Source organism: Variovorax paradoxus (genome assembly GCA_016806145.1).
Taxonomy (GTDB): Bacteria; Pseudomonadota; Gammaproteobacteria; order Burkholderiales; family Burkholderiaceae_C; genus Variovorax.
In genome coordinates this window covers 3,361,600-3,375,520 of record CP063166.1, presented here as the reverse complement: position 1 = coordinate 3,375,520, position 13,921 = coordinate 3,361,600, and the positions used below count along the sequence as shown (strand labels likewise).

Sequence of the window (13,921 nt, the reverse complement as noted above, 5' to 3'; positions counted from 1 at the left end):
TCAGTAACGCGGCGGCGGATCGGGCACGTAGCCCGCCTCGGATTCGGGGAACGGCGTGGGCCCCGCGGGACGCGGCCAGCGCGGCGCCGGGTTGGCCGGGATCACGCCCGCGGCGACCAGGTTCTCGCGGCTGTCGTAGCGGATGCGCACCGTCTCGTCGGGCGAGGAACGCAGGCGCTCGAAGGTGGTGTGGCCGACGTACGAGGTCTCGCGGCGGCCATGGCCGGTGCCGAGGCTGGGCGCGGGCTGGCTGCGCGATTGCGCAACGGCGGATTCCGACGGAGCCGCGCTGTCGGCCGAGGGCGCGGGCGCCATCGACTTGTTGCGGGCCTCGAATTCGCTGCGCGGCGCCGACTCCTCGCGGCTGTAGCCGTCGCGGCGCGGATACGGCATCGGCACGGGCGGTGGGGGCGGCGGTGCCACGCGCTCGCGGAACACCGCGACGCCGATCACGCCGACCTCGTCGGGCCGACCGGTGCGGCTCGCATACGAGTTGCCGTTGGCGGTGAACTCGAAGGCCGCGATCTGCGAATCGCTCTTGCGCCAGCCCACGATGTCGGCACGCTCGCCGCCCGTGAGCACGTAGCCGTTCTGCTGCACGCCCGCGGTTTCGCCGGTCAGCACGTTGACGCCGTCGACCGACATCACGGTCATCAGCCGTTCGCCCATGCGGTTGCGCAGCCGCAGCGCATAGCGAGCGCCGGGACGCCCGGCCACCCAGTACTCGCCGTTGGCGCGGTAGATCGGCAACTCGCGGCCGGTGGCGCGGTCGACCACGCTGACTTCCATCAGGCCGCCGAGGCGGTCCACGGGCGAGGGCGGCAGGTAGGGGCGCGCCGGGGTCTGGGTGCAGGCCGAGAGCGCGGCCAGCGCGAGGGCGGTGGAGAAGAATCTGCGGTTCATGGAGGTCTCTCTTTCCTTGCCGGAAGTGGTCGGTGCAGGCTTCTACGGCGCACCGGCGGCAACGGGGTCAAGAAAGACGCACAAAAAAAGGCGCTATCTGAAAGATAGCGCCTTGCGCCCGAACGACGGGCGGTGGAAGCCCAAAACGCCTCACTGATTGGGCTTCAAGCTGCAGCGCGGTGCCGGTGGTCGGCGCCCGGTGCTGTTCGGAGACTCAGATATCTTCGAGCAGCGGATAAGGCAAAGGTTCCACCTGGAGCGCCGGGCCGCTGGCCGAGGCCGCATGCAGGCCGCCGGCCTCGAGCGCGGCGATCTGCATCGAGATCAGCGCGGCCCAGCCGCCGTCGGGCGCGGGCGCGGCCTGCGCGACCGTGCCCACGGGCTGTTCGGCATCGCTGGCGGCAAAGACTTCCTGGCCGGCCGCGACTTCGCCGTCGGCCTTCACGAGGTAGGTGCGGCGCTTGAGCGTGCCGCGGAACTGGCTGCGCGCCACCACTTCCTGGCCGGGGTAGCAGCCCTTCTTGAAGTTGACGCCGCCCACCGACTCGTAATTGATCATCTGCGGCACGAAGGCCTCGACCACCGGCGTGGTCAGCGTGACGATGCCGCTGCGCACCTCGCTCCACGACCACAGCGCCGCGTCGAGCGCGGCACCCTGCGGCGCGGCGCTGCCTGCCGGCGCCAGCCAGAGCGCGCGCGGCACGCCGTCGGCCGGGTAGAGCGAGATGGCGCTGCCGCCCTCGATGCCTTCGATCGCGCGGCGCTGGCCGGGCGCGGCCGAGGCGTCGAGGCCGTTGGCCGCGAGCGCGGTGCCCGCGAGGCCGAACAGCGCGAACTGCTCGCTCGCGTCGCTGAGCTTGGCCTTGGCGCGCAGCACGTACATCGACAGCCGCTTGAGCGTGGCGGCCAGGATGTCACGGCTGCAGACCAGCAGCACGAGATCGGGCTGCGGGCGGATGCCGATGAAGCTCGCGATCACGCGGCCCTTGGCGGTGCACAGCGCCGCCAGGCGGGCCTCGGAGGCGCCGAGCAGGGAGAAATCCTGGGTCAGCTGGCCATGCAGGAAGGCCGCGGCATCGGGGCCCTCGGCACGGATCACGCCCAGATGGGCGAGGGGCGCAACGCCATTGAGAACGACTGTGGTCATCGCTGAATTATCATGGCCGGGCCTGATTCGTCAGGACCGCGGCGACGGCAGCCTTTCTTCTTGCAGGGCCACCGCCTTGTCGGGCCGCCTCTCTTTTCGCGTTCGCCCCGCTCAGCCCCTTTCATCGCTTCCTTCCTCCGCTCTTCCATCGGATCCGTGCGCCGCTTCATCCTCACGCTCTTCCTGCTCGCTGCCCTGGCCGCGCTGGCCGCCGGTGCCGGCGGACTCTGGTGGGTGCACCAGCCGCTCAAGCTGCCGGCGCCCAACGTCGATCTGTCGGTCGAGCCCGGCACCACGCCGCGCGGCATCGCCCAGGCCGTGGCCGACGCCGGCGTGGCGGTCGACCCGCAGCTGCTCTACCTGTGGTTCCGCATCTCGGGCCAGGACCGGCAGATGCGCGCCGGCAGCTACGAGCTCGACCGCGGCGTGACGCCCAAGCTGCTGCTCAACATCCTGGTGCGCGGCGAGGAAGCCACGCGCAGCCTGGTGCTGGTGGAGGGCTGGAACATCCGCCAGGTGCGCGCGGCGCTCGCCAAGGCCGAACAGCTCAAGCCCGACAGCGTGGGCCTGAGCGACGAGGCACTGATGGAAAAGCTCGGCCGGCCCGGCCAGCACCCCGAAGGGCGCTTCTTCCCCGACACCTACACCTATTCGAAGGGCTCGACCGACGTCGCGCTGCTGCAGCGCGCGATGCGCGCCATGGACAAGAAGCTCGAGGCCGCCTGGGCCGCGCGCGCGAGCAACCTGCCGCTGCAATCGGCCGAGCAGGCGCTGATCCTCGCGAGCATCGTCGAGAAGGAAACCGGCAAGGCGGCCGACCGGGCCGAGATCGCCGCCGTCTTCAACAACCGGCTGCGCATCGGCATGCCGCTGCAGACCGACCCGACCGTGATCTACGGCATGGGCACCGCCTTCGACGGCAACCTGCGCAAGAAGGACCTGCAGACCGACTCGCCCTGGAACACCTACATGCGCAACGGCCTGCCGCCCACGCCGATCTCGATGCCCGGCAAGGCCGCGCTGCTGGCGGCCGTGCAGCCCGCGCAGAGCAAGTCGCTGTATTTCGTCTCGCGCGGCGACGGCACCAGCCAGTTCAGCAGCTCGCTCGACGACCACAACCGTGCCGTCAACCGCTACCAGCGCGGCGGCGGCCCCCCCGCGACCAAGGCAGCCCAATGAACGCTGGCGGACTCTTTCTCACGCTCGAGGGCATCGACGGCGCCGGCAAGTCCAGCCACCTCGATGCCTTGCAGGCGCTCTTCGAGGGCCAGGGTCGCGCGGTCACGCGCACGCGAGAACCGGGCGGCACGCCGCTGGCCGAAACGCTGCGCACGCTGATCCTCGAACAGCCGATGGACCCGCTGACCGAATCGCTGCTGGTGTTCGCCGCGCGGCGCGACCACATCGTGCAGGTGATCGAGCCGGCACTGGCGCGCGGCGACGTGGTGCTGTGCGACCGCTTCACCGACGCCACCTTCGCCTACCAGGGCGGCGGCCGCGGCTTCGACGCCGAGGTGCTGTCCACGCTCGAGCGCTGGGCGCAGGCCGGGCGCGGCGGGCAGTCGGAGGCGACCCTGCTGCAGCCGCACATCACCTTGTGGTTCGACCTCGCGCCCGAGATCGCGGCCCAGCGCCTGGCCGGCGCGCGCGTGCCCGACAAGTTCGAGGCCCAGCCGGTCGAGTTCTTCCGCAAGGTCGCGCAGGGCTATGCCGAGCGCGCGGCCGCCGATGCGGCGCGCTTCGTGCGCATCGATGCGAGCCAGAGCCGCGACCAGGTCTGGCAACAGGTCGAGGCGGCGCTGGTGGCGCGCGGCCTGGCCGGGGGAGGGCGCGCATGAGCGCGGCGGAACTGTCGCCCTGGCTGCGCCAGCCGCTGGTCGAGTTGCTGCGCCAGCGCGGCCACGCCTGGCTGCTGCAGGGGCCCTCGGGCCTGGGCCAGTACGACCTGGCGCTCGCGCTGGCCTCGGCCTGGCTGTGCGAGCAGCCGACGGAGGAGGGCGCCGCCTGCGGCCATTGCCCGAGCTGCCACGCCATCGAGGTCCGCACCCATGCCGACCTCTGCGTGCTGATGCCCGAGGTCGCGATGCTGGACCTGGGCTGGCCGCTCGACGAGAAGGCCCAGGCCGACATCGACGACAAGAAGCGCAAGGCCAGCCGCGAGATCCGCGTCGAGGCGATGCGCGACGCGGTCGGTTTCGCGCAGCGCACCAGCGCGCGCGGCCGCGGCAAGGTGGTGCTGGTCTATCCGGCCGAGCGCATGAACACCATCACCGCCAATGCGCTGCTCAAGACGCTCGAGGAGCCGGTGGGCGACGTGCGTTTCGTGCTCGCGAGCGAGGCCGCCTGGCAACTGCTGCCGACCATCCGCAGCCGCTGCCTCGGCTTCACCTTGCCTTGGCCCGACACCCAGCAGGCCGAGGCCTGGCTCGCGGCGCAGGACGTTCCCGCCGCCGATGCCGCCGCCCTGCTGCGCGCGGCCGGTGGACGCCCGAGCGACGCCTTGCGGCTCGCGCGCACCGGCCAGTCGCCCAAGGCCTGGGCGCTGCTGCCCAAGGCCGTGCTGCGCGGCGACGTCGGTGCGCTGGCCGACCAGGCGCCGGCCCAGGCGGTCGGCGCGCTGCAGAAGCTCTGCCACGACCTGATGGCCGTCGGCAACGGCGCCGCGCCGCGCTTCTTCGAACCCGGCGACCTGCCGGCCGCGCCGTCGCGGCTCGCGCTGGCGCGCTGGTCGAAATCGCTGGCCGCGTCGGCCCGGACCGCGGAACATCCGTTCAATGCAGGACTCATGCTGGAAGCGCTCGTGAGCGAAGCGCGCAGCACCCTCAACTCAGCCGCTCGCCGCCCATGAACCAACCCGCAGCCCCGTCCGCCAACTCCGCAGCAGCCTCTGCCGCCGCCAACGCCGCGGGGGGCGCCACGCCGCACCGGCCGAGCGTCATCCAGCTCGCGATCAAGGAGAAGGGCGCGCTCTATGCGGCCTATATCCCGCTGTTCTCCGAGGGCGGCATCTTCATTCCGACCTCGCGCGAATACCGGCTCGGCGACGACGTCTACGTGCTGCTGACCCTGCCCGAGGACCCGCAACGCTACCCGGTGGCCGGCAAGGTCGCGTGGATCACGCCGGCACGCGCGGCCGGCAGCCGGGCGCCCGGCGTGGGCATCCGTTTCCCGTCCGACGAGAAATCGCGCCAGCTCAAGGCCCGCATCGAAGCCGCGCTGGGCGGCTCGATGGCTTCCGACCGGCCGACGCAGACGATCTGACCTCAGGGCGGCCCGGCCGCCTCTTGCGCTCGCCAGTTTCCGGCTCCCTTCGTTTCCTCAGATTCCTGGCGATGTTCACCGACTCCCACTGCCACCTGACTTTTCCCGAATTCGCCGACCAGATGGACACGGTGCGCGCCGCCATGGCCGCCGCCCAGGTCGACCGGGCCCTGTGCATCTGCACCCGGCTCGAGGAGTTCGACGATGTGCAGGCGCTGGCCGCGCGCTACGACAACTTCTGGGCCAGCGTGGGCGTGCATCCCGACACCGAGGACACGCTCGAACCCAGCGTCGACGACCTCGTGCGCCTGGCCGCAAGGCCGCGCGTGGTGGCGATCGGCGAGACCGGCCTCGACTACTACCAGATGGAAGAACGCAAGGGCGGACGCAGCATCGCCGACCTCGAATGGCAGCGCGAGCGCTTCCGCGTGCACATCCGCGCCGCCCGGCAGACCGGCAAGCCGCTGGTGATCCACACGCGCGAGGCCTCGGCCGACACCATCGCGATCCTCAAGGAGGAGGGCGAGGACGGCTCCGCGGGCGCGGCCGGCGGTGTGTTCCACTGCTTCACCGAAACCGCCGAGGTCGCGCGCGCCGCGCTGGACCTCGGCTTCTACATCTCCTTCTCGGGCATCCTGACCTTCAAGAAGGCGCAGGATCTGCGTGACGTGGCGGCCTTCGTGCCGCTCGAGCGCATGCTGATCGAGACCGACAGCCCATACCTGGCGCCGGTGCCGTACCGGGGCAAGACCAACACGCCGGCCTACGTGCCCTACGTGGCGCGGCAGATCGCCGAACTGAGGCAGTTGCCGGTCGAGGCCGTGGCCCAGGCGACCAGCGACAACTTCGAAACACTGTTCAAGGGGGTTCGACAATGATGAAGAAAAACTTCAAGAAGCTCGTTTATCTGTCTGTTTTTGCAGCAGTTTTTTCCGCACATGCAGGGTCTTTCGAGGACTTCTTCCGCGCCGTGCGCGCCGACAACCCGAGCGGCGTTCGCAGCCTGCTGCAGCGCGGCTTCGATCCCAACACGCGCGACGAGCGCGGCCAGACCGGCCTGTTGATCGCGCTGCGCGAGCCGTCGCCGAAGGTGATCCAGGTGCTGCTCGAGTCGCCGCAGACCAATGTCGAGCTGCGCAACGCCAAGGACGAAAGCCCGTTGATGCTCGCCGCCATCAAGGGCCAGCAGGATCTGGTCACCCAGCTCATCAAGCGCGATGCCGACATCAACAAGCCCGGCTGGACGCCGCTGCACTACGCGGCCACCGGCGGGCACGTGGCGATCATGAAGCAGCTGCTCGACAACTTCGCCTTCATCGACGCGCAGTCGCCCAACGGCACCACGCCGCTGATGATGGCCGCGATGTACGGCTCGACCGACGCCGTGAAGCTGCTGCTGGCCGAGGGCGCGGACGTCACGATGAAGAACCAGCTCGGCATGACCGCGGTCGATTTCGCCAACCGCGCCAATCGATCGGAAGCCGCGTCGTTGATCGCGGCGACATCGGCAGCGAAGCCGGTGCCGAAGGATGGCAAGTGGTAGGCATCTGTTAATAAAGTATTCGTTTTTGCTGCTGACGGTCGTTAACTGTGACTTATTTCATGGTCGAACCGGTAAGAACTTGATGAAGCTTGTGTGATTTGGAAACAGGCACGAACAGAATGAGGGCTTCGATGAAGCCTTTTTTTCTGCCCGGAGCATCCATGCAAGTCACCATCCAACAGATCGGCGGCGGCGCCCTGGCATGGCAGATGTCCTTGCTCGCAGCCATCCTGATCGCCGGCACGCTCGCGGGCTGGCTTCTGTACCTCGTCATCCGTGCCGGCGTGCGCGACGGCATGAGCGAAGCGCTGCGTCGGCGCCGGCAGATCCGGCAGGCGGAGCTCGCGATGGATGGCGGGATGAGCACGCGGGATTGAGGCGTTGCGCGGGCCGAATGCGGCGAACTTCCGCTTCTCTGCTTTTCCGTTTAATCCGCACAATGTGCATTATGTAAAATCGATGATCTTGTTGTCTGCCCGAATGGCAGCCGAGCGACGGCAAGACTGTTGATGAATATTGGGGAATCCGAAACGCGGCAGCGGCAGCCGCCCCCACCTCGCTCCTCCCGATCGAACCCGCAAAGAAAAGGCGCCCGGCACGAAGCCGGGCGCTCAAGAACCCGCAGTTGTGGCTGCAGGTGCCCCAAGCCAGGGAGGAGGAGTCGCTCGGGACTCAGGGATGCTGGGCCTTCGAGATTTCCCTCGTTGTCGGACGGCGCCGATAGTTCGTCCCGTCGAGCAGGCCCCCAAACTCGCACGAGTTCGGCGAGTACTCATATTCTGTTCATATTTGCGCCCTAGCATCCGCCGCATGCTGCTGGCCAGGCTCCGCCGATGGATCGACGCACACCGATGCATCGGGTGCGTGATCGGCCTTTGGCTGGTGCTGCTGCACCCGTTCATCTCGGCGCATTTCCACAGCGACGGGCTCGAGGACGAGCCCGGCCTCAAGGTGCGCAACGCCGGCGAGACCGTGCGCTTCGAACCCGACGAACGCGTCGGTCATGCGCGAAGCCTCGAGACCACCGTGTTCGCGCAGGCGTCCTGCTGCACGGTCATGGTCAATGCCCTAAGCGCGGCTTTCGATGGCTTCATGGGCGTCGTGCTCGCGCTGCTGCCGTTGACCATCGCCGTGGCGACCGGCCTGACCGGTGCGCACCACGAACCGCCACGGCGCGTCAGCGCGCGGAGTGGGGCGCCTCCCCTGCCCCGGCCCTGGCTGCGGCTGCCGCCGACCACGGCACCGCCGGCGTTCGCCTGACCCGTTCCGGCGGCGCGCCCGCGCCGCATCCATCGCTTCCCTGACGCCCGGCGCGGCAGGGCCGCTTCACTTCGCCCACGAGGCTTCTCCATGTCCTTCGCCCACCAGCGCGCAAGCCGCGCCGGGCGCGCACGCCCGCGCGCCGCCCTCGTTGCGTTCCACCCGTTCCGGGAGGCCGCATGAACGCATTCCATCTCGACCTGCTGCAATGGCTCGCGGCCGGCACCCGGCCCACGCCGTGGCTGCTGGCGATCGCCGTCGGGCTCGCGCTCGGCGGCCCCTGGCTCTCCACGGCCGTCATCGGCGCCGGCGCGTGGCGCCGCCCCGGCCATCGCGCCTACATCCTCTTCGTGCTCGCGGGCGCCGCGATCACCGCCATGCTGTGCCAGGAGATCGCCGCGCGCATCAACGTGCCGCGGCCTTTCATCACGGGCCTGGTGCCGGCCTACATCCCGCACGGCGCCAGCGCGTCGCTGCCGAGCACGCATGCCTCGGTGATGTTCATGGTGGCCTTCGCCTTTCTCGCGCGGCCGGTGCTGCGCGCACCCGGCATCGCGCTGTTCGCCGTGGCCGCCGCCACGGGCTGGGCGCGCATCCATGTGGGCGTGCATTTCCCGCTCGACATCGCGGTCGGCCTGCTGTTCGGCGCCGTCATGGCGGGCCTGCTGGGCGCGGTCTGGCGGATGCTGGAGCTCGGAGCGCAGCAACTCGCCCTTCGCATGCCGAACCTGGCGGGCAAGCGCTGGCCGGCGATGCCCCGGCCGCGCGCCTGAGCCGCGCGGCATAAGAAAACTCGAAAAGCGCATTTCCCAATCGAAGGGCACGGCTGCAAAGTCGTTGCCCCATGGAATCCCTCACGCATCCGCCGCGCACCGCGCCCGGCAACCCGTCGCCCGTGGCCGTGCCGCCGCGGGCCCCGCAACCGCCGTCCTACGACCAGCTCGCCGACCGCTTCCGTCCGATCTTCGCGCGCATCGCCGAAGGCGCGGTGCAGCGCGAGAACGAACGCCTGCTGGCCCATGAGGCCGTGGCCTGGCTGGCCCAGGCCGGCTTCGGCGCGCTGCGCGTGCCGGTGGCCCAAGGCGGGCTCGGCGCCTCGGTCGAGCAGTTCTTCGACCTGCTGATCGAGCTCGGCGAGGCCGACTCCAACCTGCCGCAGATCCTGCGCGCCCATTTCGGCTTCATCGAGCGCCTGTTCGCCGAGATCGATCCCGCGCTGCACGGCCCCTGGCTGCGGCTCGCGGCCGACGGCGTGATCTTCGGCAACGCCACCACCGAGCTCGGCGAAGGCCCGCTCGGCCAGATGCAGACCACGCTGCGCCGCGACGGCGACGGCTGGCGCCTCGAGGGCGACAAGTACTACAGCACCGGCACGCTCTATGCCGAATGGATCGCGGTCTCGGCGCAGCGCCACAACGACGACGGCAGCAGCGACCGCGTGATCGCGCTGGTGCCCTCGGAAGCGGCGGGCGTGGAGCGCATCGACGACTGGCGCGGCTTCGGCCAGCGCCTGAGCGCTTCGGGCACCACGCGCTTTCGCAACGTGCGCGTCGATCCGGCGCACGTGCTGCTCTACGTGCGCGACCAGCCGACGCCATTGACCGCGCAGTTCCAGCTCACCCACCTGGCCACCCTGGCCGGCATCGCGCGCGCGATCGTGCGCGACGCGGTCGACTTCGTGCAGCCGCGCAAGCGCGTCTACAGCCACGGCAGCGGCAGCACGCCGCGCGAGGATCCGCTGGTGCAGCAGGTCGTCGGCCAGCTCGCCAGCACGGCCTTCGTCGCGAGCGCGACGGTGCAGGCGGTGGCGCGCACGCTCGGCGAGATCGATCGCCTGCGCCAGCGTGGCGAAGCCATCCCCGAGCAGCTGCTGTTCCAGGTCGAGCTCGAGACCGCCAAGGCCCAGGCCGGCATCGTCGACGCGGTGCTGCAGGCCGGCACGCGGCTGTTCGACGTGGGCGGCGCCTCGGCGCTGCAGGAGGACATCCGGCTCGACCGCCACTGGCGCAACGCGCGCACGCTGGCCTCGCACAACCCGACCATCTACAAGGGCCGCGTGGTCGGCGACCACCTGCTCAACGGCGCCCGGCCCACCTTCTACTGGGCCGTGGGCGCGAACGTCGCGTCCTGAACGCCCCGGCGGCGACACGCCGCAGCCGACGAATCCGCATATCCATGCGTGCATTCATTCGTTGGCCGGGGCGGGTGCAGCGCCAACACTCGCCCTTCCCTTCTTCATCCTCCGGCGGAGCAATTCCCATGACCCTCTTCGACGATCAACCTGCCATCGGGAGCGCCCAGGCATGACCTCGGCCGACCACGCACTCGACGTGTCCGGCGTGCTGAACGCGCCGGAGTTCCGCGGCACCACGGCGGCCCCGACGCCACGCGCGCCGCGTCCGCCCGCACCGGCGGCCACCGATGCCGCCGCCGTACTCGCGCGCCGCCACGCGCTGCCGCCGGGCCTGTGGCGCACCGGCGTGCTGGCCGCCGTGGCCTGGCTGGCGCTGGGCCTGCTCACGCTGCTGTGGCCCAACAAGCCGATCGGCTTCAGCGACTGGAACTTCACCGAGGAATTTGGCTACGCCACGCTGGTGATTGCCGCCGTGTTCCTCGTCATCGCGCTGCTCGGCCCGCGCGCCGGCCGCGTCGCGCGCACGCTGCGCCCGGCCGGCCAGTGGCTGGTGGCCTCGGCGCTGGTGCTCGCGCTGTGGGAGATCGCCACCGCCAAGCTCGCCGTGCTGCCCTCCCCCTTCTTCGCGCCGCCGCAGAGCCTGATCGACGTGCTGCACGAGGACTGGCAGCGCCTGGGCCTGTCCACCGCCTATTCGCTGCGCCTGCTGGCCAATGGCTTCGTGATCGGCGCGCTGGTGGGCTTCGTCACCGGCGTGGCGGTCGGCTGGTCGCGCATCGCGGGCTACTGGGTGCATCCGCTGCTGCGCTTCCTCGGCCCGGTGCCCGCGTCGGCGCTGCTCCCGCTGGCCTTCTTCTTCGCGCCCTCGAGCTACGTGGCCGCGGTGTTCCTGGTCGGGCTCGCCACCTTCTTCCCGGTCGCGGTGCTGACCTGGTCGGGCGTGGCCTCGGTCGGCAAGAGCTACTACGACGTAGCGCGCACGCTGGGCGCCTCCGAGCGCTTCCTGGTGCTGCGCGTGGCCATCCCGGCCGCGCTGCCGCAGGTCTTCGTGGGCCTGTTCATGGGCCTGGGCGCCTCGTTCTCGGTGCTGATCACGGCCGAGATGATGGGCGTGAAGGCCGGCCTCGGCTGGTACCTGCAGTGGGCCCAGGGCTGGGCCTCATACGCCAACATGTATGCGGCGCTGCTGGTCATGGCAGCGCTGTGCTCGGGCCTGATCACGCTGCTGTTCAAGGTGCGCGACCGCGTGCTGTCGTGGCAGAAGGGAACCGTCAAATGGTAGACACCGTCCTCTCCCCCACCATCGAGCAAGGCACCGCCGCCAGCACCGGCGCGCTGATCGACATCCACGGCGTGAGCCACTGGTTCGAGGTGCCCACGGGCGTGCTGCAGGTGCTCGACAACATCGACCTGCAGGTGCGGCCCGGCGAATTCGTCGCGCTGCTCGGCCCGAGCGGCTGCGGCAAGTCGACGCTGCTGCGCCTGGTGGCCGGCCTCGAGCCCGCGACCACCGGCCGCATCACGCAGAACGGCGAGACCATCGAGAAGCCCGATCCCTCGCGCATCGTGGTATTCCAGGATCCCACGCTGTTTCCGTGGCGCAGCGTCTGGGACAACGTGGCGCTGGGCCTGCAGGCGCGCGGTGTGCTCGATGCGCAGCGCGGCCGGGTCGACGAGGCGCTGCAGCGCGTCGGCCTCACCGAATTCGCGAAGGCCTATCCGCATCAACTGTCGGGCGGCATGGCGCAGCGCGTGGCGCTGGCGCGCGCGCTGGTCAACGACCCGCAGCTGCTGGTGCTCGACGAGCCGCTGGGCAAGCTCGATTCGCTCACGCGCATCGCGATGCAGAGCGAGCTCGTGAACCTCTGGCAGCGCGACGGCTTCTCGGCCCTGCTGGTCACGCACGACGTGGAAGAGGCGCTGTTCCTGGCCAACCGCGTGATCGTGCTGAGCGACCGGCCGGCGCGCATCGCCGCCGAGCTGGTGGTCGACCTGCCCTACCCGCGCCATCGCGGCGATCCGCGCCTGGCCGAGCTGCGCCACGAGGCGCTGCGCCACCTGGGCCTGGACGCGACCTGGTGAGGCCGGCCCTCGAGGCGCGGGCGCGATGAACGCGCTGCCCGACGCGGCCTGGCTCAATGTCCTGATCGAAAGCCTGCAGACCCTGCAGTTGCAGCTGCTGCGGCTGCTCGATGCGCTGGGCCTGGTCGCGCATGCGCACGGACAGCCCGCCTGGCCCTGGGACCAGCGGCTGTCGGGCGAGAACCTGCTGATCGACCTGGGCCAGGCGCGCCGGCTCGGCATCAGCGTGGTGCTGCTGGGCCTGTCGCTGCTCGTGCTGATCGCGGCGCTGCTGTGGCGCCGGCGCAGGATCTGGCTGCTGGGCGCCGCGGCGCTCCCCCTGGTGCTGGCGCCCTGGCCCGATGCCCACGTGGTCCTGGTGCCCGCGCATCCCACGAGCTTTCAGCAGCATGCGGCGGGCTTCAGCGCCGAGGCCATCGCGCGCGGCCGCACGCTCTATGCACAGAACTGCGTGGCCTGCCATGGCAGCGACGGCCGCGGCCAGGGCCCGCTGGCCGCGGCGCAGCCCGTGTGGCCGCCGAACCTCGCCGGTCCGCTGCTCTGGCGCCGCGCCGATGGCGACCTGCTGTGGCGCGTGCTGCACGGCACGCGCGATCGCCATGGCGCGTTGACCATGCCGGGCTTCCAGGGCCGGTTGAGCGAAAGCGACGCCTGGGCCCTGATCGACTACATGAAGGCCCAGGCCGCCGGCGAAAGCCTGCGCATGGCGGGCGTGTGGGCGCAGCCCGTGAGCCCACCCGACATGGCGGTGCGCTGCGACGGCAAGCCGGTGCGCATGCTCAGCAGCTGGCGCGGCCAGCGCCTGCGGATCGTGGCCGGTGGCGACAACGCAAGTGCGTTGCTCGAGGACCCGCGGCTGGTGACGGTGCTGCTCGAGCCGCGCCCCGGTGCCGCGTCGAACACCGCTGGGCGGAGCATCGCCTGCGTGGCCGATTCGCCCGAGGCGTGGGAAGCCTTCTCGCTGATCGCGGCCACCGAGAAGCTCGAGGGCACGCAGTTGCTCGTCGATCGCGCGGGCTGGCTGCGCGCGCGCGGCGAGCCCGGCAAGAGCGCATGGAGCGACGACGATCTGCTGTGCCGCGCGGAGACTGCTTCGGCAACGGCAACCGTCGTGGCAGGGGCGGCCGATGGCCTCGGCGCGCTGATCACGCGCATGGATGCGCAGCCGGTGCGCTTCGTGAAGGGTGGCTTCGTGCATTGAAGCCCGGGCCATGCCGCGCCGAAGGCGGCATGGCGGCGCACTCACCAGGAATGCATCAGCACCGCGGGCCGCAGCGTGGCCATGGCCTGCAGGCGGCGCAGCGCACGGCGCGGCACATGGCCGTAGGCCGCGCGGCGCGCGATCGCATGGGCCGACGCGGGCGGCACCCGCCACTCGGTGGCGGTGCGCGAGATGACGAGCTGGGCCTGGTCGGCCACGGAATGGTAGGTGCGCAAGGGCATGGGGGACTCGATGGGTAACGCATCGATTCTGCGCAAGGCATGCGGCAACTCAAAGACGGATTGCGAGTTACCTGATGCATTCCGTGATCGCCCCGCCGCGCGGTGCGCGGCGTACGATGGACCGGCCTCTTTCCATCCCCTTGCATTG

At 70.5% G+C, this 13,921-nt stretch carries 16 protein-coding genes; 13 read left to right on the top strand and 3 right to left on the bottom strand.

Annotation, left to right across the window (positions count from 1 at the left end):
- Both INQ48_15885 and INQ48_15880 read right to left on the bottom strand, forming a co-directional pair.
- The gene (locus tag INQ48_15885; GenBank protein ID QRF54922.1) at positions 1-903 is read right to left on the bottom strand and encodes a hypothetical protein; all 903 of its coding nucleotides are present in this window, start codon (positions 901-903) and stop codon (positions 1-3) included.
- A 214-nt stretch (positions 904-1,117) separates the two neighbouring features.
- A complete protein-coding gene (locus INQ48_15880; GenBank protein QRF54921.1) occupies positions 1,118-2,050 on the bottom strand; it encodes a folate-binding protein YgfZ in 933 nt (310 codons plus the stop codon).
- 156 nt (positions 2,051-2,206) lie between these two features.
- Here INQ48_15880 and mltG point away from each other — a divergent pair, with 156 nt between their 5' ends.
- The 13 genes from mltG (at position 2,207) to INQ48_15815 (ending at position 13,531) form a co-directional block, all read left to right on the top strand.
- A complete protein-coding gene (gene mltG, locus INQ48_15875) occupies positions 2,207-3,229 on the top strand; it encodes an endolytic transglycosylase MltG (protein QRF54920.1) in 1,023 nt (340 codons plus the stop codon).
- Entirely contained in the window at positions 3,226-3,888 is a 663-nt protein-coding gene (locus INQ48_15870) for a dTMP kinase (GenBank protein QRF54919.1), read from the top strand. The genes mltG and INQ48_15870 overlap by 4 nt, the downstream gene beginning before the upstream one ends.
- The gene (locus INQ48_15865) at positions 3,885-4,898 is read left to right on the top strand and encodes a DNA polymerase III subunit delta' (GenBank protein ID QRF54918.1); all 1,014 of its coding nucleotides are present in this window, start codon (positions 3,885-3,887) and stop codon (positions 4,896-4,898) included. Before INQ48_15870 ends, INQ48_15865 begins: the two co-directional genes overlap by 4 nt.
- An 89-nt stretch (positions 4,899-4,987) precedes the next feature.
- A complete protein-coding gene (locus tag INQ48_15860) occupies positions 4,988-5,311 on the top strand; it encodes a PilZ domain-containing protein (GenBank protein QRF60752.1) in 324 nt (107 codons plus the stop codon).
- A 71-nt stretch (positions 5,312-5,382) separates the two neighbouring features.
- On the top strand, positions 5,383-6,189 hold the full coding sequence (locus tag INQ48_15855) for a TatD family hydrolase (protein QRF54917.1): 807 nt from the start codon (positions 5,383-5,385) through the stop codon (positions 6,187-6,189).
- Complete coding sequence (locus INQ48_15850; protein ID QRF60751.1) at positions 6,189-6,854, top strand: ankyrin repeat domain-containing protein; 666 nt, start codon at positions 6,189-6,191, stop codon at positions 6,852-6,854. The genes INQ48_15855 and INQ48_15850 overlap by 1 nt, the downstream gene beginning before the upstream one ends.
- 161 nt (positions 6,855-7,015) lie before the next feature.
- Positions 7,016-7,231, top strand: coding sequence for a hypothetical protein (locus INQ48_15845; protein QRF54916.1), 216 nt, complete (start codon positions 7,016-7,018; stop codon positions 7,229-7,231).
- A 433-nt stretch (positions 7,232-7,664) separates the two neighbouring features.
- Positions 7,665-8,114, top strand: coding sequence for a hypothetical protein (locus INQ48_15840; GenBank protein QRF54915.1), 450 nt, complete (start codon positions 7,665-7,667; stop codon positions 8,112-8,114).
- Between the two features lie 179 nt (positions 8,115-8,293).
- The gene (locus INQ48_15835; GenBank protein QRF54914.1) at positions 8,294-8,887 is read left to right on the top strand and encodes a phosphatase PAP2 family protein; all 594 of its coding nucleotides are present in this window, start codon (positions 8,294-8,296) and stop codon (positions 8,885-8,887) included.
- Positions 8,888-8,958: 71 nt separating this feature from the next.
- Positions 8,959-10,245, top strand: coding sequence for an acyl-CoA dehydrogenase family protein (locus INQ48_15830; protein QRF54913.1), 1,287 nt, complete (start codon positions 8,959-8,961; stop codon positions 10,243-10,245).
- A gap of 172 nt (positions 10,246-10,417) precedes the next feature.
- Positions 10,418-11,530 carry an ABC transporter permease subunit gene (locus INQ48_15825; protein QRF54912.1) on the top strand — a complete coding sequence of 371 codons (1,113 nt, stop codon included), beginning with the start codon at positions 10,418-10,420 and terminating at the stop codon, positions 11,528-11,530.
- Positions 11,524-12,330, top strand: a complete 807-nt coding sequence (locus tag INQ48_15820) for an ABC transporter ATP-binding protein (GenBank protein QRF54911.1) — start codon at positions 11,524-11,526, stop codon at positions 12,328-12,330. Before INQ48_15825 ends, INQ48_15820 begins: the two co-directional genes overlap by 7 nt.
- A gap of 25 nt (positions 12,331-12,355) precedes the next feature.
- Complete coding sequence (locus tag INQ48_15815) at positions 12,356-13,531, top strand: cytochrome c (GenBank protein QRF54910.1); 1,176 nt, start codon at positions 12,356-12,358, stop codon at positions 13,529-13,531.
- Between the two features lie 41 nt (positions 13,532-13,572).
- On the opposite strand, the gene INQ48_15810 is transcribed toward INQ48_15815, so the two are convergent.
- Positions 13,573-13,773 carry a hypothetical protein gene (locus tag INQ48_15810; protein ID QRF54909.1) on the bottom strand — a complete coding sequence of 67 codons (201 nt, stop codon included), beginning with the start codon at positions 13,771-13,773 and terminating at the stop codon, positions 13,573-13,575.
- Positions 13,774-13,921 lie beyond the last annotated feature (148 nt).